Origin of the sequence: Aliiroseovarius conchicola, from assembly GCF_041403445.1 — a bacterium.
In the GTDB taxonomy this organism is placed as follows: Bacteria; Pseudomonadota; Alphaproteobacteria; order Rhodobacterales; family Rhodobacteraceae; genus Aliiroseovarius; species Aliiroseovarius conchicola.
Genome location: NZ_JBGEHL010000021.1, coordinates 1 through 22116 on the forward strand (window position 1 = coordinate 1; position 22116 = coordinate 22116).

Consider the following 22116-nt stretch of genomic DNA (forward strand, 5'->3'; position numbering starts at 1 on the left):
ATCCGACGTATCAATGGGTGCTGAGCTCGGTTTCTCGGCGTCTGGAGGCTGATTTTTGGGTGTTTCGCTCATGTTTCTGAGCCTACCCCGATATGTCCGATAATGCAAACTTATTGGACGTAGCTGAGAGCAGTAAAGCGGGGCGGTTTATACACTATATTGTGGCCAAAAGCGCCGCGAGAGACTAGTGTTGTGGCATGACATATCAGCCCGCAACTATCGACAACGACCAGACGACCCTACCGAAATTCCCCGGCTGGGTCACCTCTGGTCGTGCAGAAACCCCTGAAACTGTGGCCTTTCGGTCAGGGGCAGCATTGACGGTATTGAATGCCTTGGTGCCCGATCCGAGACACGGCGTGCCAATGAAACTGCTCGCCAACCGGCTGGCGCTGACCGCCGCAACGGCGACCTCGAAGCTGGAAGGGCGCATGGCACGGGAGGCGGATATTCGCGACGCCTATCATCTGACGCCATCCGGCGAGGCGCGGGGCCCGGACGGCGATCTGTTGGCGTTCTGGCGGGAGTGCGTAAGACTACGGTTGATCGGGCGCGATTGGCAAGCGGCGTTCAAAGCGCTTGTAAGGCCCGACCTTGAGATGGAAGTCGACGGCTGGCTTCAATCGGCAGCTGCCCGCAGCCAAATCCACGGGCCGTTGGCTGGCTGTGCCTCGGTGATGCGCGCGGTTCTCGAGGTGGATGACAGGGCAGAGCGGATAGCCTGCCTGCTCTCAGATGTTGCGCTGGTGCGTTTCCTGAATTGGCCAACGGTGCTGCCGGTCACCGCACGGCGTCTCAGTAAGGCGATGTTGCGGGACCTGGTTGCGGAGGAGCAGGGGGCTGACTTGGTTGTTCAACGGCGCATCCTCGAGTCCATCGAAGACACGATCCGACTGGCGCGCGAACTCGCATCCAGGGCAGCGGCGCTCCAAGCCGTCGCCCCGAAACTCCGCGCAAAAGGATCGGCGGCGGCCGTCGCTCTATTCCTGTCTGACGATGCAGTCGCTCCGTCAACCATTCTCTCGCCAATGATTCAGGGCACCACCATCTCCATGACCGACCGCGCAGCGCGGCGGTTTTGTGACCGATTGGTCGAACTGGATGTCGCACGCGAGTTAACCGGGCGGCCCACGTTCCGGCTCTACGGGATTGCGCCATGACGACCGCGACACGGAAACCAAAACCGAAGGCCGAGGCCGGCGCGGTTTTCGATCGGGAGATCGAGGAGCTTCCGCAGGAGCTGCGCTGGCGCGAATGGATGGGTCGGATCGAGGCGGTGCTATTTGCAAGCGCGTCGCCGGTCGGACGCGAGGACCTGGCGCGCGTAGTGGGGCAGGGGGCCTCGGTCGAAATGCTGATTGACGACATCCAGGCCGAGTTGGTCGGCCGGCCCTATGAGCTGGCTCAGGTCGCTGGTGGTTGGATGTTCCGGACCAAGACCCAGTTCGCCGACGCGATCAAGGCCGCGGCCGATTTGGGAGACCAGTCTCTCGCCTTCACCGAGATGGAAATGGGCGTGCTCTGCGCCATCGCCTATCATCAACCGATCGACCGGGCGGGATTGAAGGACATCTTCGGCAAGGAGGTCAGTCGCGATCTGTTGGCGCGGCTCCGGTTCAAGGACCTGATCGCCAGCGGGCCACGGTCGCCGCGAGCCGGCGCGCCGCATACATTCGTGACGACGGAAGTGTTTCTGACGGCGTTTGATTTGCAGACACTGCGGGACTTGCCTGAGCTGGATTTGGCTGTTGGAACCGCAGATGAGGAGGCCCAGGCGGCACAGATTTGAGGCTTCTCACTTTCAATCGGTCGGGATCGCTTCCAACTTACATGCCTTTGGCTTCCAAAAATCATGTTGTTGAGCCTGCTCCCGCCGCACCGATCGACACTTGTCAGAGATGGTTTTCCATTCCTAGAACGGTTGCAGGCTGTGACGCACAAGCAGGGCAACTTACTATCTCTTCGACTTCTTTAAGAATTGGTTTGTTAGGCGCAGTGTAAACCTCACCATTCAGGATGTCAGTTACCTGCTGTTCAAATTCCTCGAACGACATTGAATACATTCCACCCCGAGCACCTTCGAATCCACAATTCCAAGCGGCCAAGCTCTGCCCATATGTTAAAGCATCTGCAAACTCATCAGGACCATGATTGTCAAAAACCTCCAATCCACCGGATGCGAGTTTGTTGATTAGGCCTGCAGTGCACCAATCTCCTGATCCGCATGTGTCTTCAAGCCGAGGAGTTTTGAATGCGTTCATTTGTTTCCATGGCAGAGGCCGATTGCCTGACTTTGAGCGATAACGCAATCCTTGTTCTCCAAGCGTCTGAATCTCAAGAATAACTGACGTTTCGTTGCTTATTACGTCACCTGCGTCAGCCAAGCGCTGATCGGCATATTTCAAAACATGAGCGATTTTTATGGCTTCGGCAAAGTGTTTTGGATCCGATTTGGCGGAAGGTTCAAACACTACCACAGCGCCGCTATCCGATGCGTCTTTTGCCATCGTCAGCATGGCACGGGACAATCTGTCCATGAAGAAAACTGAAGCACCGCTCATGTGCGGTGAAACAACTTCGATCGCCGCTTGGGTCACTGCCTTGAAACGGGGAAGATGCTTGCCGCATGATGGGCATGCCCACAAGAACCGATGACTTGGATTGCCGTTACGGTCCGGCTTTATCTGTTGAACAATAATAGGCGTATCACCTTGCGGTTCACATTTAGCAAAGTCCAGCTGAACACCCCACCTTTGCATATCCGTCAGCACGCGCTCTGAAGCAGCATCACCATTCATGCGTGCTATTGGATATGACTTCCAACCGAGGAAAGCGAGAATCGATAAAACGTTGCCACATGTACCTCCCGTCCAGGATTTAACTGGGCCTTCTGGATCTGCTCCAAGGATGAGATCCAGAGCGATCAGGCCGGCGCCAAAAGCCTGTGGAGGGTTTGAAGTTTTCATTTTTTGACGCTTCCGTTTTTCTTTAATTTTGGTCGAGGCTGGGGGTAGGCATCGCCTTCCAGCCAAAGGTGAACAAGCTTGTGATCTACTGGCTCCTGCGGTGGTCCGCTTTTCATATTGTACCCGATGGCTTCCAAATATGCGACGGGTAGGTTCCTTTCCATGGCCGCCAGCAAGGCACCGATCGCCATAATTTTACTTCCCAATGGCGAAAGTATCATCAACGAGCCGCCGATATCCTGAAACACAAGCCGCCTTAGATCATGCAGCCTTAGTATAGTTCTGTATAAATCCAAAGGGTTAGATTCATCTGCATACACTAAATTTCGAGTATCGACTGACCAGGCATTTTCGAGTTCTGTGATATATTCTTCGGCCAGAATATCAACTTGTCGTGGGTTTGCGGCGGGAAAAGGAACAATCGGGCAGGTATCGTGAGGCTCAAGATATCCGTGCAGCGAATTCAGTGCCGCCCTGCGCCCAGATACCAGTTGCGGTAGCCAAAGCTTTGCCGCTCCTGAGGAGCTGTCCAGCGATGTACCGCCCCGAAAACCATGAATATATCCAGGCGAGTCGCTCGGGATGAGCGTTATGCCAGTATCTAGTGACGGGTTGTGAGTGACAAATACATGAAGGTTCGAAGGCTGCATATTCGCTTCAATACGTTCAATGAAATATCGAATGGCGGGAAAGCTCGTCCCTATTGACAGCGCACTGATGTCCACAACGACATCCGTGTATTCGTCGTAGCTAAGGGCGTTAAGAGCATTCACGACATTGCGTCCGCCGATCACGGCGTTGTCGGAACCGAAAATTTCGATCTCGACAAGCTTGTGCTTTGTCAGAAGTTCTTCCAAGTCCGTCTTGTTGTTGTCAGCAAGATCGACCAAGTCCTGGCTCGGTTCTGGACGTATTTCCTTGATCAGCACGGCTTCGATATTTGTGCCTGCATCAACAAGGCATGTCGCGACAATCTTTGATCTGGGATCAAAACCCGCACCGGCAATAAGTAGAACGTTGCGTTCTTCTTCGGCAAAATAGTCATTCGCAAAGTTAGCTACTTCCAGCCCGAAATTGGCAATACACTGGTCCCACCTCAACAGCTTGCTCCCGTCAACTTGATTTCAACATCGACAAAAGATCGTCTGTTGTACGTTCCAAAAAACCGCCTCTGGTCTGTGAAAGTCCAAAATGCACTCTCAAAACGCCACTTAATTCAATCTGACACCACATGCGGTTTTTCGTGCTGTGGTTTTGAACCAACACGAACGCGTTGTAGGCCGCACCAAATTTCAAGATCCGGGCAAGTTCCTCATATTTTTTTGGTATTTCGTCAAATTCCTCTTGGGGTATGCCAAACGCTCCCGCGCCAGCACCGCCTCCCAACGATGCATTGCCCTCCAACGTTTTCGCAATGCATTGTTGAGCTATGCCTTCAGCGAGTATTGCAACTTGCTGACTGTGCGGAAAGTCCCATTCGCGGTAGATTTGCCCAGCCTTCTCACGCAAGAGTCGATTTTGAACCCTGCTGGTCAACGAAGCCGGTTTCTCGCGGATCAGCTGCGTTTCGGCTTGTGTCACCAAGGTTGATGCGAGATGAAGAAACTGCTCTGCATTCTCCGAACTTGCATCGCAAAGGGCATCAATGTCGTAGTAATATGGCCGACCAAAATCGTGAAGCAGCCGGACTTTCGCGCCATCCGCGATGCCACCATCGACTTTGATAGGCCTGTTTGGTTCGACATCCTGATCTTGATGGTCGAAGAGGCCTTTCTGTGGGATCCGCTTCAGATACCGATGGAATAGGATCGAAAGCATTGCCTGGGCGACGTCTTCGCCTTCCAGCCCAGTACTGGATAAGTAATTGGCAACAAGTTTTTCGAGTGACTCACGACGCGCATTCGTTATCCCATTTCTCTGCTGAATGCTGTCTACTGAGCTTGCCAACGTTTCAAGCTTGCTCGGCGCTATCATATCCGGACGTGTCGAAATAAAATCCGTAAGATCCTGAATGCCCCGTCTCGAAAACACGTCCATCTGCCTCAGATACCGGGTTGCCATTCCCTTTGCCATCTTCCGAAAAGCTTTGCGCTTGCTAAAGCGATCATCTTGGCTCTGCATCCAGATAACAGTGAGTTCGCGCGCATTCTTAAGGCCAGGGCGTTTGGTATTGGTTTCACCCTGCGCCAATAGAACGTCTGCCGGTGAAAGAGCATCCATACGCGTTAGAACCCACCGCGAAATCTTCAATTCCCGCCGGGCAAGCCATTGTCTAAATGCTGTGAACTGTTCCGGATGGAGGCTATGTGCATCATCAAATATCACCAATGGACGGAGTATTGTTTCCTCTTCACCTATCTTGATTTTGAAATGCTCAATGACGTCAAATGGGTGATAGGCCGCCGCAGCCTCATCATCGATATCATCAATCGATGGCGGAAGAAGTGCGGCCGAGATATTGTATATCTGTTCTTCAATAGCGCGAGCCTTGTCGAACAAAGAGGTTCCGTTTTTTCCTCCAATTGCAGCTAGTGCGGCGATAGCATCACCGCGCGGCACTATTGAAATCTGATCAAGCGAAACCCCGGTACTCACCAGATTGCTGATCCACGAAAGAACGGTCCTACTTTGAATCAGCGCAAACATCAGTTTGCATTTTAAATCTTCGGGGTAGGGAAATTCCCAGAAATCCCGATACTCAGACTCTAAGGGAACTCTACCGCCAAGTAGCACAGGTTCTCTGTTCTTGATCGCACCACATTGTGTGAGCGTATCAACCAGTGGTTTGAAGTTGGTTTGGCTCTCGTGTTGCAGAAGCGTTTTCAGAGTGGAGTACTGGTACAGCCGCGCGATCGTCGTCTTACCGCTTCCGGGAGCTCCAATGATGACCGACAGCTGGTCATATAGCTTGCCGTCGTCGGCATGTTTTTTGAAGAAAGTAATGAGTGGATCTGGCGTCACAAGTGGCAGAAACGCTTCATCGTCGCGACGATATTCAGATGCTCTTTTTTCAAATGGGTTTGCCAATTTCTAACCTCACACGTGCCTTTGCCGACGGCGAAAGAGCGGACGCATTGCTGGTACGTCAACGCCCTCCCGATCACCGCCAGAGGTTTCAGCCCAAAGCAGAGCTGCAGAGTTGTTAGGTGTATTGTGTTCGAGGACTACGGGCAGCGCACATCCTCCATACCCGAGCCCAAGATGCTGAACTCCTCCCACTGCAGTGTGTTTGGTTTCGATAATGGGATCATAGTATTTGTTCGCCAAGGCAATAAATGCATCATCCTTGCCAGGAACAATCGGCAACTTCTCGTCAAACACAGTCGCAAATGACAAATGAACCTCCTTGGGCCATCCGTCGCCTTTCATGGACTTTCTCGCGGCCAACTCGCTGTCCGTCATTTTGGCCTTTGCATCAGACGTCGCCATGTAATGATGGGCGCACAACTGCCAATCGGGGGATACTATGTTCCCAACGTCTTCGTCTTTGATTGCGTTGAATAGCGAAGTGCGAAAGCGCGTGAGCTTACCAGACCACTTTTTCTTCTTGTCGTTGAACCTCAGGAATGACGTACCGGTTCCGGCAAAATCATCGACAAGATAGATGATCCGGAAGAGAGCGTCTTGATCTTTCAAGTCCTCGCGCAGACTCTCCAGAAGGTCCTTCCATTTTTCGGTGTCGATCTGCGGCGCAAGAACGAGCTGCTCGTTACTCAGACGGCCAACATTTGAATGTCGGACAATGTCCATTCTCGCACCATCACTGAGGCCCAAAACAAGGGTCTGTCTACGCAAGCGCTCAATTGCGGATATGGCCTTTGGGTCAGTCAGAACAGTGTAGGGTTTAATACCGAGATCATCGGCGACAGTCTTAACAATTCGTTGTCGAATGGTGTTCGGAAAGAACTGTTCGACCAGTCGACGCACCTCACCGGGGCCAACATAAACCATTCGTTCTTTGACGAATGTATATGCGACCTTACGTTCATCTTGATCAAACTGTTGCAGCCACGTCGCCAAGCTTTCAATAAAGCGCATGCCCGCCTGAAAGTCTCGGTAACCGTCATATTTGAGACGAGCCATGAGTTTGAGCCAACGAAACTCCTTGCGTGCCTCATCATCGTCCCAACGCATGATTTCGCCCATGACTTTAAGTGCGAGGTCTTGGTTCATTTCAAAGCTCCCTTTCGGAATTTGAAAGCGCCGTCGATACACTCAATAGCGTCTAGATACTCGACCAAAATCTCAGGTCCGCGTTGCCCTCTGGAGCCGAGATTCCAACATGTGGCGGGATCAGAGTTGATTTTGTCGACGCCAAGCGAAAACGGTTCAGCCAGCAGATCCTGATCGTTACCGTTCAACCCCGCACTGTCGCCAATCGACAGTATGGAAACAGCACCTCTCCTTTTTCTCAGCGCATGAGCAACGTTTGTTTTTGATACGGTGGGCGACAAGATGTCGATAGAATGGCCGGACCGCACTACATTTACGTCGTTCAATCTTGCCCGTGCCAGTAACTCCATCACACGACTAAATAAATGCTCTGGATCAGTATTGCCCTTACTGGTCAACGTTACCTGGAATTTTCGAACCTCCTGCTCGGAAAGATCGATCAACTGTTCATCCGTCTTCAATACTTTGGCCGCTTTCTGAAGAGCTTCACCAGCCGTCGGATTACCATCTGGGACAAGATCGTCTTTTAACGATCCAATTTCAGCTCCGTTGTAATACCCGATCAATACCTTCTCCCAATGTTGTGTTGGGATTACACTCTGTAGGGCGATTCTGACGGACTTGCCTCTCCCGGTTGCAAAACAAATCCAGATATCCGCTTCGAGCATCTCTAAGAGTTTTTGCAGAATCCTTTCATTTGGCGGGTCTCTCCTTGAACGTGTTTCGACGATGGTTCCGTCATAATCAAGTACGATAGCTTGAAAGTTTTCGGCGAGAATACTATCGCGAAACAGGGCCAATTTTTGCTGCCAATAACTCAGCTTACCAGCTTTTTCTAACCATTCTATGGCACTTGCCGACTTGCGCTCTATTGCAACTACGTCTCGAGGCGATAGCCCATGCGAAGGTTTGGCTGTTGTTTCTCGAGGTGGCCTTAACCGGTATAGATGGCGCCCAAACATTGGAACTCCTGGCCGACCAGGATCGATGCCATGAGCAGTTCCAGCAAGACCAGTCAGCTCAAATGCCGCCAGCAAGGAGGCCAAACCCGCCGAACCATCGCCTGGCAAATCGATTGCGACTTGTGGAATGTCGTCCGGCAGTAGCGCGAGTGTTTTTTCGGCTAGCTTCTTGTCTTCCGGCGCGACCAAAGCAAGTACGCCTGAATCGTTGCCGCGTTTCGCCAACCAATGATGGCGACCATGGGCGAAGTTGCGAAAATCAGCGAGCTGAATTGAACCCAATGCTGCTTCAGTGAATTTCGATTCCAAATCAATAGCGCCAAGGCTCGTAGACGGCCCATAAAGTACAACAGTAGTCGAGCGCTGCCATAAGGCGTCGGTTCGTTCCTTTAATCGAGGCCGACTGTCACTAGGCGTCAGAATTGTTCTTCTAAGAATATCGGCCGTATTGTTCCAGGACTCAGTTTTTTGGAAGAGGGCTGCATACGCACGTTCAATCAATCCACTGAAGCCGAACAGAGAATTGGTCGCTAAGAACCCGTCTTTCCCTGCCGGCGGCGGAAAAATATGGAGATCAACAAACGGATGAGCTCTGCATATTTCAGTCAGTTTTGTGTCATCCCTCCCTGTCATCACCACCAGATGTGACGGTTCGCGCGCGATCAAGGCTTTTACCGCAGCCAGAATGTCTACATTTCGTCCACCTGCGCTAAGCAGCCAATTGGTACTTTGTCTTTCAATCGGCTCACGAACGATTTCTAACGGTGTGGATACTGCGGAGATCTTCTTGGCATACTGCCGATGCTTGCCAGCCAAACCATATGCTGCAGATAACGAGCCGCCCGACCCAATAGCGACCATTGGTAGACTACACGATGTCCGCAGTGAGTTCTGTAAGCCGGATATGTCAGTGCGGCAAATCCAGTCCAGTGTCGAACCGAGTTGGTCCATTTCAGATGCATACGGTTTTGCCATGGTACGGTAGATCTCCCAATCAAATTGCCGCAATGAAAAGCGAACAAAAAGAGAACATACCTCAAAACTTGATCGTTGTCAGCTCTCGTTTTTTTGCACATTGGCGAAAAAAGGGAAAGAAGAAACCGTGCCTACCGCGCTGAAGATACGTCGTTTCCCCAAAAGAGGTTCGCGCTAGCGATGCGGGTCAGACGCGATGCCGCGTACATATTGCCACAGAACGCAATGGCCCGGAATTTTGCTTAAGCCAGAGGGGCGGACTTGCAAAGTGTCAGAAAAGCATATATGTTTCTGACACCAGGAGTATGCAATGAACACGACCGCTGAATCCATCACGGCATTTGCCGCCAATTTGCCCGAAGGCGCGACGATTTCTGCGAAGGAACTGTTGCACTTAGGAGAGCGTGCAGCTGTCGATCAGGCGTTATCTCGGCTCGTCCGGCGGGGCGAGCTCATGCGCGTCAAGCGGGGCTTGTTTGCGCTGCCCGTCAAAACACGCTTTGGCGAACGGGCGCCGTCGGTTGAGGCCGTCGTCGAACATATCGTGCAAAGCACGGGTGAAACGGTCTCCGCAAGCGGCGCGTCGGCAGCCAATATGCTTGGGTTAAGCACACAGAACCCGACCCGGCGGGTGTATTGGACATCCGGCCCTAGCCGCCATCTCAAATTGGGTGCGCAAAGTGTCGAACTACACCATGTACCAAACTGGCAGTTGCGTGCGCCGCAAAGCAGGGCAGGGCACGCGCTCAGGGCAATGGCATATTATGGCAAGTCGGAAGCGAGGCAGGTTTTGCATCGGCTTAGATCGCAGCTTAGCGAAGATGAGCGAAATGAACTCTTTGCTTTACGGGGGGGCACGCCAACCTGGCTTGCCAAAGAGCTCAGCGTTCTTGCGGCGGCGTAATGGTAGAGACACCTGACTATTTCTCGCTGTCTGATAAAGACAAGGTTGAAGCTTTGGAAACAGCCGCCTCAAAACTGGGGCGGCCCGCCGATCTACTGGAAAAGGATATCTGGGTTGTCTGGGCGCTGAACGCTCTCTTTGACAGCGCACTTGGCGAGAGCTTGGTTTTCAAGGGAGGTACGTCCCTGTCCAAAGTCTACAAGGCGATTGACCGGTTCTCCGAAGATGTCGACGTCACCTACGATATCAGGAAAATCATTCCCGATCTTATCGATGATCCGGACAAGCCCTATCCTCCCAACCGATCCCAAGCGAAGAAGTGGACAGAGGCAGTGCAAGGCCGATTGTCGGGATGGATCAAAGACAACGCCGTTCCGCTTCTTGAAAGTCGAATAGACAACGATGGAACTGGAGCAAAACTTCGTCTCGAAGAAGACAAACTCTATCTCGACTACCGGGCCGTTCGAAGCGGCACGGGATATGTACGGCCAACAGTCCTCTTGGAATTTGGTGCGCGTTCAACAGGCGAGCCCGCAGAGCGCCATGTTGTCAGATGTGATTTGGCCGACGCGATTGAAGGACTGGTCCTACCTGAAGCGCAGCCTCGTGTAATGAACGCCGAACGGACGTTCTGGGAGAAAGCGACAGCCATACATGCCTATTGCCTTCGTGGTGCGTTCCGGGGCGGTGATCGATATGCCCGACATTGGTATGACCTGAACTGTCTAGATCAGATTGGCATCGCTGAAAGTGCACTAAATGACCGGGCTCTCGCGAATGACGTCGCCGAACACAAGCGGCATTTCTTTCGAGAAACTGACAGCGGCGGCACCATCATTAATTACCAAGTTGCGGTGACCGGATCCCTCAGTCTTGTGCCAACCAACGCACCCCTCGACGCATTGAAAGAAGACTACGGCGAGATGATTGATGCCGGACTGTTCCAGTCAGACGCGATCTCGTTTGATGACTTAATGAAGCGCCTTGCTGTACTTCAGGACCGTGCTAATGCGCAGAAGGGGTGATGGTGCGCCCACTAACTGAAAATCCTACCAACATCCCCGGCGTGGTCGGAGACGCCAACTGAATGGCTCTGGTTCCTAGTGGAAATCTGATCGTAGCATAGAGGCGACTTGGCACTAGGGTTCGATCCTGAGTTCTTCGAATAGTTGTTCCGAGGGCTCTCCATCTTCGGCCATCGTGCCCGGCTCCAAGTTGGCCAGATTCTCGTCTATAACCGCGTTGTGATAATTCTTGAGCCAGCTATATTTTCTCCGGACTGTCGCATTCGGGCTCTCAGCGAGACCATTCTCGACTAGCGTCTTATGCCGATTCAGGAACTCAATCCAGCCGGCGTATTCGCCGTCGATTTCACCGAGGCTAGCTCGCAGATAGTCAATGTAGTGAAGGCCTGACTCGTCTTGGCGCAGCAGATTGTTCAAGTGCCGCCTTTCATCAATGTAGGAATGCCCTTCCCGCCAAAGCGTTCTATCCTGCCGGTGGTGTTCAATCACATCTTCATGGACCGCAATGCGCGGGAAGATGACCTCGCCTTCTTCCATGAAGTAGGCTTGAACGAGTGCAGGCCCAAATACCGGTCCGCTAAAATCAATACCGAGATGCATGGGACCGATCGCCATGGCGCCACGCACCAATATACCGTTCGCCACACATTCGATTTGGATATGCAAGAGGTCAATGATCTCCCAGACCAGTGGGCCTGCTTGGTACTGGGTTTCAATAGTTCTGGTTCTGACGATCGCGTCAGAAACGATTTCCGCATGGACTTCGCTGATCATCCGCATTTCGTCGGATCGGGTCGGTGCGGTAGCATCTCCTTCGGACACTCGGCGAAACGTCGAAAGCAAACGCCTAATCTCTGCTCCACTTCTCGTGTTAAGGAGATTCCGGAAACCCAATACGTCAAAGAAAGTGACTAGGCACTGTTCATAATCGGGGTCGTTTTCGAAATCAGTCATAACTCATCCTTTGTTAGCCGAGTAGCTGTTCAGGCATTTCCGCTCATGCTGTATTATCTGGCAAGCCCAAGAGGTCAGAGGAACGTCAGCATGGAAGGTATGCTTCGCATCATCGACACTTTGAGCTGCGGCTGGGGCTCAGCGATTAAGCTGCGATAATTGCCAGTTGTCGAATGAACCACGCAAGATTAGTCCCAACAGGGGCATCGTTCGAAACTGATGCTATTTTGATCGCGAAAGCCTTTTCTCAAGAGCTTACGCAAGTCGTTCGATGCGGAAACAATTTAGGGTTTGTGATCGGAGCGGTCCTACGCTGCATTCTCTTCCGGCACATCTGCCGTCTTAATCAGTTCCTTAGCATAGCGCTTTGCCTGAGAGATGCTCTGTTTGTAATCATCCGCAGCAAGCGACAGAGACTCTGGAGATGTGGCACGATCCAGGTCATCACTAGACCAGTCGTCTGAAAGACGTTTGCTGATGGCGTAGCAGGTTGCCTTGCCAACACGGAAAGCCATAAACTTCCGGGAGGCTTTGAGGATAGCGGAACGCACCACCTCCGGCTCGCCCAATGTCCGCAGTTCCGCGTCCAACTCAACGGCCATTCGCTCAGAGGCTGAATAAAGGCCATTTACGAACAGAGTTTGGGCGTCTTTATAAAACCGTCCGGCACGGCCTTTCAGGTTCTTTTCGGCGATCTCTTCCGCATCAGTCAGAATCTTGATCTCTGGCACACGTTCCAGCGACTTTGCTGAGCGAGAGAGCTTTGACCCTTCGGGAGCCTTGCGCACCTTCTTATGTTTAGCACGCTGACTTTTGCTTGGGTCGGGGCCAGTGTGGTTTTCGCCGTGATCCTCGCCAGTCTCGGGGAAATCAGTGTCTAAATCGACAGGGTCCGACGTGTCGCTGCCTTCAGCTGCGCCCTCAGTCACCAAAGCCGACTTGCGCCGCGAAGAACTCAAGGTCGCAGTGGGGACACGAAACTCATCCAGCAATTTCTGAAGGTCGCTTTGCAGATCGTCCAAATTATCATCAGATGTTGGCGATTCAGACCGTATCACGTCTTTGACCCAGTCGGGCATGAGTTCGCGGACATAGGCATCAAAGTCTTCGGCACGCATCGCGGACCGATCATCTGGCCAAGTAAGTCCATCCCGATACTGGTTCGGCAATGCCAAACTGTCGATGAGTTCAATTTCAACCGTGAGGACTTTGGAGCCGAAGGGGATGCCGAAATTCGGCGCAGCAGCAGACCATGCCTTCTTCGATTTGATGTCGTACCGCTCTCCCTTGTGGACAAGCGCACAAAACGTGGTGGAGCTCGTCGCTGGGTTGGCAAGCGCGCTCAGTGTGTGGCTGTGGCGCTCATGTTTGGGATCATGAATGTAGTGGATCGTTAACTCTCCTCCGGGAGCTTCGATCCGTTCGTGATTGGGCAATTCACCGATTACTTCTTTGAGTGTCTTCAACCGCCGTGTGCGGCCGGTTTCTCCTTTGCCGCCACCCTTTGTCATTGCGACATCAACTCGGACTTCCACGCCCTCTCCAAACCGCGCAAACCGTCGGAAGATGGCCGATGGAATATAGCTACGATCTAAGCTTTTCCCTTTGCCCAACGGTTCAGCGACAGTGTCGTGATCTTCGCATTGGCCGAGCAACACTACTTCGGTCCAATCGAAATTCGTGGCTTGTCCGTCTTCTCTCGCAACATCTGAGACATCATAAACCGTGTCGAAACTTCCGTCTGGCAGCTCTGCTGGAAACCGAACGTAAGTGCCTTCATCTGGGTCATAGCCGATTACAACTTCGTTCACGATGCCATCCTTACACGAGCGGTAGCGGATACCTTCGCGCGACATAGTCAAGCCAGAGACTTTTGCTCCGATCCCGAAATTGCCATCCAAAGACATCTCCTTGTTAACGGATGAAGATAGATCGGTCGCCTGTTTCAGCTCTTTGTCGTCCATGCCAACGCCGGTGTTCCAAAAGGTTAGCTTACGCACGTCTTCAATTATCGTGGGATAAATCTCGATGCGGCGATTGCCAGCACTTGCACTGCACGCGCTTTCGTCGGCGTTCTTAAAGAACTCACGCACCAGTGTGTCTACCGGGGCCTGTTCGATCAGTCGGTTGATCAAAAAGCGCTTGTCATGAATGTTAAGTGGTTCTGCCTTCATAGATTTGGCCCCCCCTACAGTTTAAATTTGTCGGCGGTATCTGCCGAAGATGAGCCAAATTTTCTTTCGACGTCGCTTATCGCATCTCGAAGAGCCTTGATGATTTTTTTCACATCGGCGTCGTCATATTCATATGCTCTGCCGTTCGACAGATTTCCAAGTTTCCGAATAGCATCAAGCGCAGACTGCGTGCGCCCTTCAGCCAAACGTATGAATTTCTCTCGTTTATCATTGCTTTGAGTCATATGTTCACCAACTCTTTCACTCATTGCGTTGAATTTCAGATAGCTACTGCAAGTAATAGAGTCAAGAATTGTCATGAAATTCATGACATATTTGCAAATTATGTCCCAGTAGAGTGAAAAAATCCGAGAATTTAGCTACCAAATCTTGCAATATTCCCCTCCATAGAGGCTTTCCGACTCGCTTTTTGGGAGAAATGCGGTGCGGCTGGCACGCATGCACTCCTAGTTAATTGTAGCGTGAACAAGTTCAAAAGAACTGATCCATAGGCGGCGGCGATTCTAGCGATCTCAGAATGTCTGCCCGCTCCAACGGGCGCCGCAGTGCATGGCTCGAAACCCTCACGTAGATCTCGGTCGTCTTGAGGTTGGCATGCCCAAGCAGCGCCTGCACCGTCCGGATGTCGATGCCTTCCTCGATCAGCATCGTCGCGGCTGAGTGCCGAAACCGGTGCGGAGTCAGGTGAGGCGCGATCCCCAAGCGATGCGATAGCACACGTAGTCGCTTTCGAAAGGTTTGCGACCGAAGCCGACGACCAACCGCGTTCAGGAAGAGTGGCGATTGCAGGGAACCGTGCTTGGCGCGGTTCATGCAATACCGTCGAAACGCGTCTTGCAGTTCCTCGTTGGGCACAAAGACGATCCGCTCCTTGTTGCCTTTGCCGCGCACGATCATTTGGGATGCGTCGGCAGTGACATCGCGGACTTTCAAATTGGTAAGCTCGCTGATCCGGAGACCGGTCACTATGAGTAGCTTGATCATTAGGATTGTGACGACCTGATCTGCGGGCCGTGCATTGGCCAGCCCGGGTTCCGACTGCAAGATGGTTTTCATCCTGTCCCGTTCGATAGGGCGCGGCAGGCGTCGCGGAATCCGGACCGAGATACGGACGTCCGTAAATGGAGAGGGCAGGGCGCTGTTCCGCTCTGCGCGCCAGGCAAAGTACGACTTGAGCGTTACAAGTCGTCGCTCGATGGTCGCCGGCTTGGCGTCCAACTCATCGCGCAGGTGGCGATGGTAGGCGAGGATGTCGTCTTTCCACAGCCGCTCCGTGAGCTGGTGCGCTTTGGTGAAGCGCGCGAAGGTCCGGAGATCCTGGGCATAGGCCCGCAGTGTTTGGTGGCCGACGCCGCGTTCATCGCGGCACGCATTGACGAACGCTGTGTGATCGAGAGGTGGCATGTTGGACTCCTGTTGAGGTGTCCAGGTAGCCCATCACAGCTATTGAATTTGTCGAAATCTCTGCTGCTCAAGCGGTAATGATAATGGGACCCACTATTGTCAAATCCAACTTTCGGATACGCGCTAGCCGTTTGCAGATAAGATGCCCGCAGCCAAGTATCTTCCGAGTGCCCAATCATGATTTGCGTGCGGTCTTGATTGCCTTGCCTTTCATAAGTGACACACAACGCGGTTCATTGCACCCTCAAGACAACGCCTCGTTGACAGGACCTTCTGGTTGTTGAGTTGTCCGTCGTTGGCGCCGCGAGTATCAACGCTCTTAGATCACTATCGGGTGTGATCTCACCAGCCAGACCGATCCAGAGTTCAGACACGGCATTCTCACCGTCAATGCGCTGGCAGTTCATGACTACGCGATCGCCAGCACCTTCTCCAAAAGCAGCATCAAATGCTTCTTGCAATTCAGCAAATGTGACAAACTCCCCCAGACGATCAACAAAAAGAGTACCCACCGAACTTTCATTTAACTGTTCGATAACCGTTATTGTGTCGAGAAAATACTCATCCGGGTCAGATCCGATATCATCCCCGGAATTGAAATCCTCATAGCAGGTTCCGTGTTTGGACCACTCATGCAGATGCAACCCTGACTGCGTGCCAGGCATCAAAACATCGAGCCGATCGCGTAAGGGTGTCGAAATGTTTAGTGTGGTGACACGTGGCAGGCTTCGGCGGCAGGATACAGGTGGGCCATTGTCACAGTAGCAGGGAAAGATACTCGTATCATCGAGATCGTCGGGCCAAAGACCATGGATCGAAAACTGCCGCGCATCGGGCCGGTCTGCAGTCTGCGTCTGGCATTCAGTCTTCGACTGACCCCGTTCTGTTGCGCAAAAGGTTGGCTGCCAGCTTGCAGCGAGAACGTTCTCAATGGAATCTGGTGTGATGGGCTGTTGCTGGGCGCCGTCACCGTCCGTTGTACCTGAGGATAAATCTGCTGTCCCGCAGACCACATCTACCCAGCGGCGGTCGGTGACCTCTGCGCCAGGAACAACAATCAGATAATGTGTTGCTTCCTCCTTATTCTTGCCGACCACCTTATATTTTTGACCGATCACGGTCATGATATTGCCTGGGTTGTCGCTCGCCAATCGTTTGTTAGCTGGGCAGACCTTCTGCGCCTCAAAGATGCCCTCTACGGATACTTGAGCCCTTATCTCCGGGACAAACAAAATAGTCGCAAAGCAAATGCTTAGCGCGGCTAAAAATCCATTCTTCATTCTAATCTCCAGCTTCAATTTACATGCTCAACATCGTTGAGAAATGCGACAAGCCTCCAATTGCTTTTCTCTTACCACGATCGAATCCATCATAGGAGTGATCCCGCGGTCGAGCATGTGGGGCAGTTCAAGTTCTTTCATTCAGATGCTTCAGACGCGCAGAGGTTATTGTCTCATGAGGAGGAAGCTACACTTATCATAGCCCAAATTCAGCCAATGGGACCAGTTCGTAGCCTTCTGGCACCGGTTCTCCTACGCGATGAATGGACATGCCTATGGGCGTTTCCCTGACGCGCCGCGACGCCCGGTCCCAATCAAACTGGAAGATCTTTCTGAAGTAACTTGCAACCTCAACATCGTCGACGATAAGGCTGGCATCGCGATTTGCGATCGCACCGTATTCACTGAGATTGTGGCTGCCAAGCAAGACGCGTTCACTATCGACAATCAAACCCTTGGTATGGCATCGGCTGAGCAACCGAATTTGATCCGCTTCAAATCCTTGATCAATCAACATCTCCTTCATCTCGGGCGAATAGTCGCTTCGGAGAATAAATCTGACATCGACGCCATCACGATGTTTCTCGAGCAGCGTTTTCATCAGTCTTTCAAAGCGTGGATCGACATTACGATCCCGCCATTTCACCGTTTGATTTTGCAGTTCGACCGACTGAGTGGCTGACTCGACCAAGGACTGAACATGTTCGATGAAGTTGTCTGGAGTCATTAACGGCTGAATACGAAGTCGCTTTTCAACCCTGAGAGGAGCAAAGTAAGTTGCTTGGCGCGGAGTACGCTCTTCAATACTTGCAGAGATTGGAACCAAGACCATCGGAGGAAGTTCAGCAGGGGTCGCTTCGCGGATTGATCTGCGGAGTTCACGATAAGATTCAAGATCATACTTGATATAGTCTTCAAGCATCTTTGCGAGTGCTACGTTCTCGATAACCGCATGCCACTCGCGGTTCTTGTTTCTTAACAGCGAAAATCCCGTTTCATTGTCAGCAATAGGATCAACTTCTGGCTGGTTCGACGGCTCCCAGTTTCCGCTTGAAAGCCAGAATGCGCTGCTGTCTCTGACAGCTACCTTTGTATGATAGTGCCCAGCGAACAAACGCCGTCGCCCATCGGCGAGCTCGTATCTGAAGCGCTCACCCATCATGTCGCTAAAATGCCTGACTAGTTCTCTTTCAAAAGAGTCGGTGTGCTCCCTGTCTATACTGGCATCACCAAGGACCAAATCGAGCGTTCTTGGCGCAGTACCCACCGCCTGTTCCACGGCATTCCTGACATGGTCAGTAGCAAAGTTGTATAGTCCGATTGTGAGAGACTTCTGTGTTTCGGAGAGAAATTCTTGCAGAGTTGGCCAGCCAGCATCAGGGCTGACATGGAAAACGGCGGCCATGTCTTCCTCGACAAGATCAAGCGAAAGGTCTTCCGGTTCTTCGTACCGAATCCGCGGAACAGACTCAAACGCAGTGTATCCGTAGGCTCTGAGGATTTCTTCAGCCGTTGCTGGCCGGACTTGAACCGCATATCCACCATAAGTCTCGGGAATCTTGGCAATCGTCTCTTCGCTTCCATCAGCAGTGTAATCCAGTGAAAGAACGATGGCCCGTTCATCAGAAAATTTGCCGTTTGTTAGAAGCCTGCCGCCCCGCACGTTGACGATACCAGGCATGGACGAGTAGGCGCTGGAGGCGTCATGAACTGCAGCGTCTATGGGTAGGGGATTTTGGTTGGCTTCACCCGTGGAAGCTTCTCCCAGTTCAACAGTTATACGCAAAGGAACTTCTACGGTAACTTTTCGACCTCCGTTCTGATTTGTTTTGTTATTCATGGCGTGTCCTTCGTTGGTTGCGCTTTCGTCAGTCGGTCTGGCAGGTCTTGTCCGCGTTGCTAACTGGTCCAATTTCTCGGCGAGCGTTGTTGCTGAGACGGCGTAGTTGATCGGATTTGGAAATGTGCCGCCGTAGTGCAGGCCCAATACATTGCCAGATCGTAGATCAACCAAAGGCGATCCTGAATTTCCGCCGAGTGTCGAGCAGTCGTGCGATACACTGGTTCCTGAAATCGACTTTAGTACGCCTGGTGCCAAACGCTTCTTGTTGTAAACATCCCCCAGTAGATCCAAAACTACATTGAGGTCCGTTTCTCGAGTGTCTTTCGCTGGATAGCCAATAACTGCAGATGGAGTTCGTTCTTCAACTTCTGAAGCCAGCTCGAGGCGAGACACATCTGGTCGATCTGATGAAACTGCAAGTCGCAAGAAAGCAAGATCAGGGCCCGGGCTATCCTCGATGTGCAGAACCTCGACAATTGGAATCGACATAGAGGTATCTCCTGCAATCGAACTTGCTTCCTCCTTGATGTCCAAAGTCGAGGTAACTTGGCTTCCACTCAATAAGCCATCAACAAATTGATAATTGCCATCGTTCCGGCGATAGGCGAACTCTATCGCAACGTGGCGGTTAGTGACTACGATGTCACGGCCATCAGGGGCTGCTAGGATGAAACCAGTTCCAACCCAAGATCTGTTCGGATGATTTGCCACCTCGATGCGACCAACACCTCGAATTGCCGTCTTGATAAGGTTTCGATTCTCAGTAAGTAGATTCTTGAGAACATCGGGAAGTGTCTCATGAGCAGTCAAATCAAAGTCATCTTCGCTAATCAGAATTGCAGGCCGTCCCTGTGAGAGTGCAACCAATTCCTGCACCATGCGGGTAACACCCACGTCTGATTCTTGCGGGAGCGACTCATTGACAATGGTGCGTAGCTGGCCTTCGAACTTCTTGCTCATCGGTTTGATGGAAGCCGATTCAGAGAAGAACTGCTCAACCCTAAGCTCTGGGTGTATTTCAACTAATTCATGATACGCATTTGAAATGCGCTTAAGTTGATCCTTTGTAAGCGGTTCCATTTAATCCCCCACAAAATACTCTGACAAAATCATACAGCAACATCGCCTTAATCTCGACACTGCCTGAGTATTACTTCGGTTTGGCGACAACAAAGACTGCTCGACTGAAAGCGGTTAGTTTTGAATTAAGTCTCTTCTCAGACGGGCTGGCAGAATTCATAGTCCGACTGGAAAGCTGAGATTCTAAGTCATTGATGTTGGATGATCAGCTTTAGAACGCGGCGAGGCAAGGGCTAAAAGTGGAGTTGTGCGGGTTAGTGGGTGGATCCGGTCTTGATTGCCCAACTCGGCTCAGCAATGTTGAACGTGTAACTGAAGTAACGATAACTAGGAAATATCGTTCCTCCTTATTGATTGGCGGGTCTTTAGAGTGCATTGTGGCAATTCAATCTGGACAATTCGCGGTGCCAGAAAGGTAGTGCCACCTCTTGGTCGGTTCCATTGGACTAGGCGAAGACTGGCAACTACGATGCTCCACCCGGTTTGGAAAACTCAGGCGCTTTAAAATAGCAAATGCCGAGAAATTGCTCTACTCAGCTCACGTCGGTAGGATTAACAGGTAGTGCAATTGTGAAACGTCAATGGAATCCCAAAACCGTAGCAAAGAGTAGAGACTTTCGCAGGCGATACGGACCAATGCTAGATGGAACCCGCATTAACAAGGTGGCGGTGTATATATCGGTATTTGCCGCAGCGTCGGCACTTTTTATCACCGGGGTTCTTACGCTCAAATGTACAAATGACTGGGCTGATAAGTTGTCCGGAGTTACGTTTATCACTCTCGGTGTCGGTTTATGGATCTGGAATGGTTTGGTAGGAATCTATGCCGCACTAAACCTCATAGACTTTTATGCTTTGAAACATAGACATAGGTTGCCATTATTTCGGTTGTTGGGGTTTAGTGCTCTGTTCGGGATAGTGGTAATTTCTGGGATAACAGTGTCTCGCATTGCGTTTGAGATCGAGCTTAGGGGATCTAGAGTCTGTTCAAGCTAGCTTTTTGAAATCAGGCGTCTGTGTTTGCCAGATTGTTGATTGACATTCTGGAGCGTACTCGACGCTGACATTAGCTTCCGATCGCCTGCACGTCACGGTCAACGGCAATCTGGGATTTGCATAATCTGGTAGACATTGGAACGCTGTTTCGAACTTACATCGACGGACCCGCACTGTGTTTAGCTTGTTTCTTATACTTGTCCTGCGCCTCAATAGCCTCACCGATTTTCTCCTGTGCGCTCTCGGGGAGATCAAGGAACTGCCTGGCGAGCGGGGGGATTGGCTTATCTGACTTTGCTTCACGCATCTTGGCAATCTCATGGGCAAGTGCCGTTTCTGCTTCTTTTCGACCAGAACGCGGTATTTTGCGCTCATAGTTCATGTCGCGCATCGCCAAAACCAGTTCGCGTTGATCTTGAACAGAAAGGGAGGCGATCTCATCCCAACGTGTGCGAATGTCGGATGAGAAATTCGGATCAGGCGAGACATCTAAATTCACACGCCGGAGTAGTTCGGTCCTGTAGTCGGGATTTTGCAGACGAAAAGTGAGCTTATACAACTCAACTGCTCCTTGTGGAGCATCATTGAGCCAATTACCAATCCATCGCTCTGCGAGGTGGTGGTCCTGACCGTTTGGAACGGCCTTCTGAATGTCAGCAAGCCAAGCTTGCAACGCACTGTAGGCAGGGCGGATAGGCTCAAGCGCCTGATCGAGCTTTGTGTACTCATAGGATAGCTCGGCGTGATCGTCATAGGCGCGCGTTGCCAGTTCCTGTGCTTCAGCGGTTTTCTTACGTGCGCTGTCAAGTTGATCTTGTGCTGCTGAAAGCGCCCGCTGGGTGTCCTGAACTCGTTGCTCAAGATCCCAGGCGCTTCGGCGCGCCTCGACTAACTCGACACTCTGCGCTTTCCAGCGTTTGGCTAGATCCCTGATTTCCCCGAAAACGGTTTTGACAAGATCAATGAGATTTTGGGAAAGTGAGAAACGCTCACCATCGATCCCATGCAGGGACAGGTATTCTAACCTCTGATCGTGCGTTACCGATCCGCTATTCTGGGAGAACAGAGTATCAGCTGACGGCGCCGTCGGCATTTCATCGCGCCGAACCAAGGTGTCGAAAGTCAGATCGAAGGCGCGTGTTATGGCTTCGCCGATATTCGCGGTGAATACCGCAAACCATGACGATCGAGCTTCGATATCCACTGCCGTCTGTCGCGCTTGTCGCTCATTCTCTTCTAGGGCCTGTTAACACTATTACTTAGTGCTATTTGATGCTAGGTATCTGTTATGAATGAGATAACAGAAAATCAATACGCGCTGATCCAGCCCTACTTGCCAGTCCAGCGCGGGAATGTGCG

The 22116-nt window shown here is 51.8% G+C and carries 16 protein-coding genes; 4 read left to right on the plus strand and 12 right to left on the minus strand.

Annotated elements, in window-relative coordinates:
* Positions 1-197: 197 nt before the first annotated feature.
* Positions 198-1160 (plus strand): DUF1403 family protein, encoded by a 963-nt coding sequence (locus V6N04_RS17940; protein ID WP_371171566.1) that lies wholly within the window; start codon positions 198-200, stop codon positions 1158-1160.
* Complete coding sequence (scpB, locus tag V6N04_RS17945) at positions 1157-1789, plus strand: SMC-Scp complex subunit ScpB (RefSeq protein WP_371171567.1); 633 nt, start codon at positions 1157-1159, stop codon at positions 1787-1789. Before V6N04_RS17940 ends, scpB begins: the two co-directional genes overlap by 4 nt.
* 103 nt (positions 1790-1892) lie before the next feature.
* Here scpB and V6N04_RS17950 read toward each other — a convergent pair whose 3' ends face one another.
* Genes V6N04_RS17950 through V6N04_RS17970 form a run of 5 tightly spaced genes read right to left on the minus strand, consistent with a single transcriptional unit; the run spans position 1893 to position 9076 of the window.
* Positions 1893-2966 (minus strand): PfkB family carbohydrate kinase, encoded by a 1074-nt coding sequence (locus V6N04_RS17950; protein WP_371171568.1) that lies wholly within the window; start codon positions 2964-2966, stop codon positions 1893-1895.
* Positions 2963-4066, minus strand: a complete 1104-nt coding sequence (locus V6N04_RS17955) for a hypothetical protein (protein ID WP_371171569.1) — start codon at positions 4064-4066, stop codon at positions 2963-2965. Before V6N04_RS17955 ends, V6N04_RS17950 begins: the two co-directional genes overlap by 4 nt.
* A 13-nt stretch (positions 4067-4079) precedes the next feature.
* Positions 4080-5993 carry an ORC-CDC6 family AAA ATPase gene (locus V6N04_RS17960; protein WP_371171570.1) on the minus strand — a complete coding sequence of 638 codons (1914 nt, stop codon included), beginning with the start codon at positions 5991-5993 and terminating at the stop codon, positions 4080-4082.
* 9 nt (positions 5994-6002) lie between these two features.
* The gene (locus V6N04_RS17965) at positions 6003-7139 is read right to left on the minus strand and encodes a phosphoribosyltransferase-like protein (RefSeq protein WP_371171571.1); all 1137 of its coding nucleotides are present in this window, start codon (positions 7137-7139) and stop codon (positions 6003-6005) included.
* A complete protein-coding gene (locus V6N04_RS17970) occupies positions 7136-9076 on the minus strand; it encodes an HAD hydrolase family protein (RefSeq protein ID WP_371171572.1) in 1941 nt (646 codons plus the stop codon). Before V6N04_RS17970 ends, V6N04_RS17965 begins: the two co-directional genes overlap by 4 nt.
* A gap of 310 nt (positions 9077-9386) precedes the next feature.
* On the opposite strand from V6N04_RS17970, the gene V6N04_RS17975 reads away from it, so the two are divergent.
* Together V6N04_RS17975 and V6N04_RS17980 are read left to right on the plus strand one after the other, a co-directional pair.
* Positions 9387-9980 carry a DUF6088 family protein gene (locus tag V6N04_RS17975; protein ID WP_371171573.1) on the plus strand — a complete coding sequence of 198 codons (594 nt, stop codon included), beginning with the start codon at positions 9387-9389 and terminating at the stop codon, positions 9978-9980.
* Positions 9980-11005 carry a nucleotidyl transferase AbiEii/AbiGii toxin family protein gene (locus V6N04_RS17980; RefSeq protein WP_371171574.1) on the plus strand — a complete coding sequence of 342 codons (1026 nt, stop codon included), beginning with the start codon at positions 9980-9982 and terminating at the stop codon, positions 11003-11005. The genes V6N04_RS17975 and V6N04_RS17980 overlap by 1 nt, the downstream gene beginning before the upstream one ends.
* A 114-nt stretch (positions 11006-11119) precedes the next feature.
* Here the strand turns inward: V6N04_RS17980 and V6N04_RS17985 are convergent, their stop codons facing one another.
* From V6N04_RS17985 to V6N04_RS18015, 7 genes are all read right to left on the minus strand, one after another.
* Positions 11120-11959, minus strand: coding sequence for a hypothetical protein (locus V6N04_RS17985; RefSeq protein WP_371171575.1), 840 nt, complete (start codon positions 11957-11959; stop codon positions 11120-11122).
* Between the two features lie 308 nt (positions 11960-12267).
* Positions 12268-14133, minus strand: a complete 1866-nt coding sequence (locus V6N04_RS17990) for a hypothetical protein (protein ID WP_371171576.1) — start codon at positions 14131-14133, stop codon at positions 12268-12270.
* 14 nt (positions 14134-14147) lie between these two features.
* Entirely contained in the window at positions 14148-14453 is a 306-nt protein-coding gene (locus V6N04_RS17995; RefSeq protein ID WP_371171577.1) for a hypothetical protein, read from the minus strand.
* A 172-nt stretch (positions 14454-14625) separates the two neighbouring features.
* Positions 14626-15558 (minus strand): tyrosine-type recombinase/integrase, encoded by a 933-nt coding sequence (locus V6N04_RS18000; protein WP_371171578.1) that lies wholly within the window; start codon positions 15556-15558, stop codon positions 14626-14628.
* Between the two features lie 233 nt (positions 15559-15791).
* Positions 15792-16838: a ribonuclease T2 family protein gene (locus V6N04_RS18005; protein ID WP_371171579.1), complete on the minus strand. Its 1047-nt coding sequence runs from the start codon at positions 16836-16838 to the stop codon at positions 15792-15794.
* A gap of 196 nt (positions 16839-17034) precedes the next feature.
* A complete protein-coding gene (locus tag V6N04_RS18010; RefSeq protein ID WP_371171580.1) occupies positions 17035-19761 on the minus strand; it encodes a phospholipase D-like domain-containing protein in 2727 nt (908 codons plus the stop codon).
* A gap of 1150 nt (positions 19762-20911) precedes the next feature.
* Positions 20912-21961 carry a hypothetical protein gene (locus tag V6N04_RS18015; protein WP_371171581.1) on the minus strand — a complete coding sequence of 350 codons (1050 nt, stop codon included), beginning with the start codon at positions 21959-21961 and terminating at the stop codon, positions 20912-20914.
* Positions 21962-22116 lie beyond the last annotated feature (155 nt).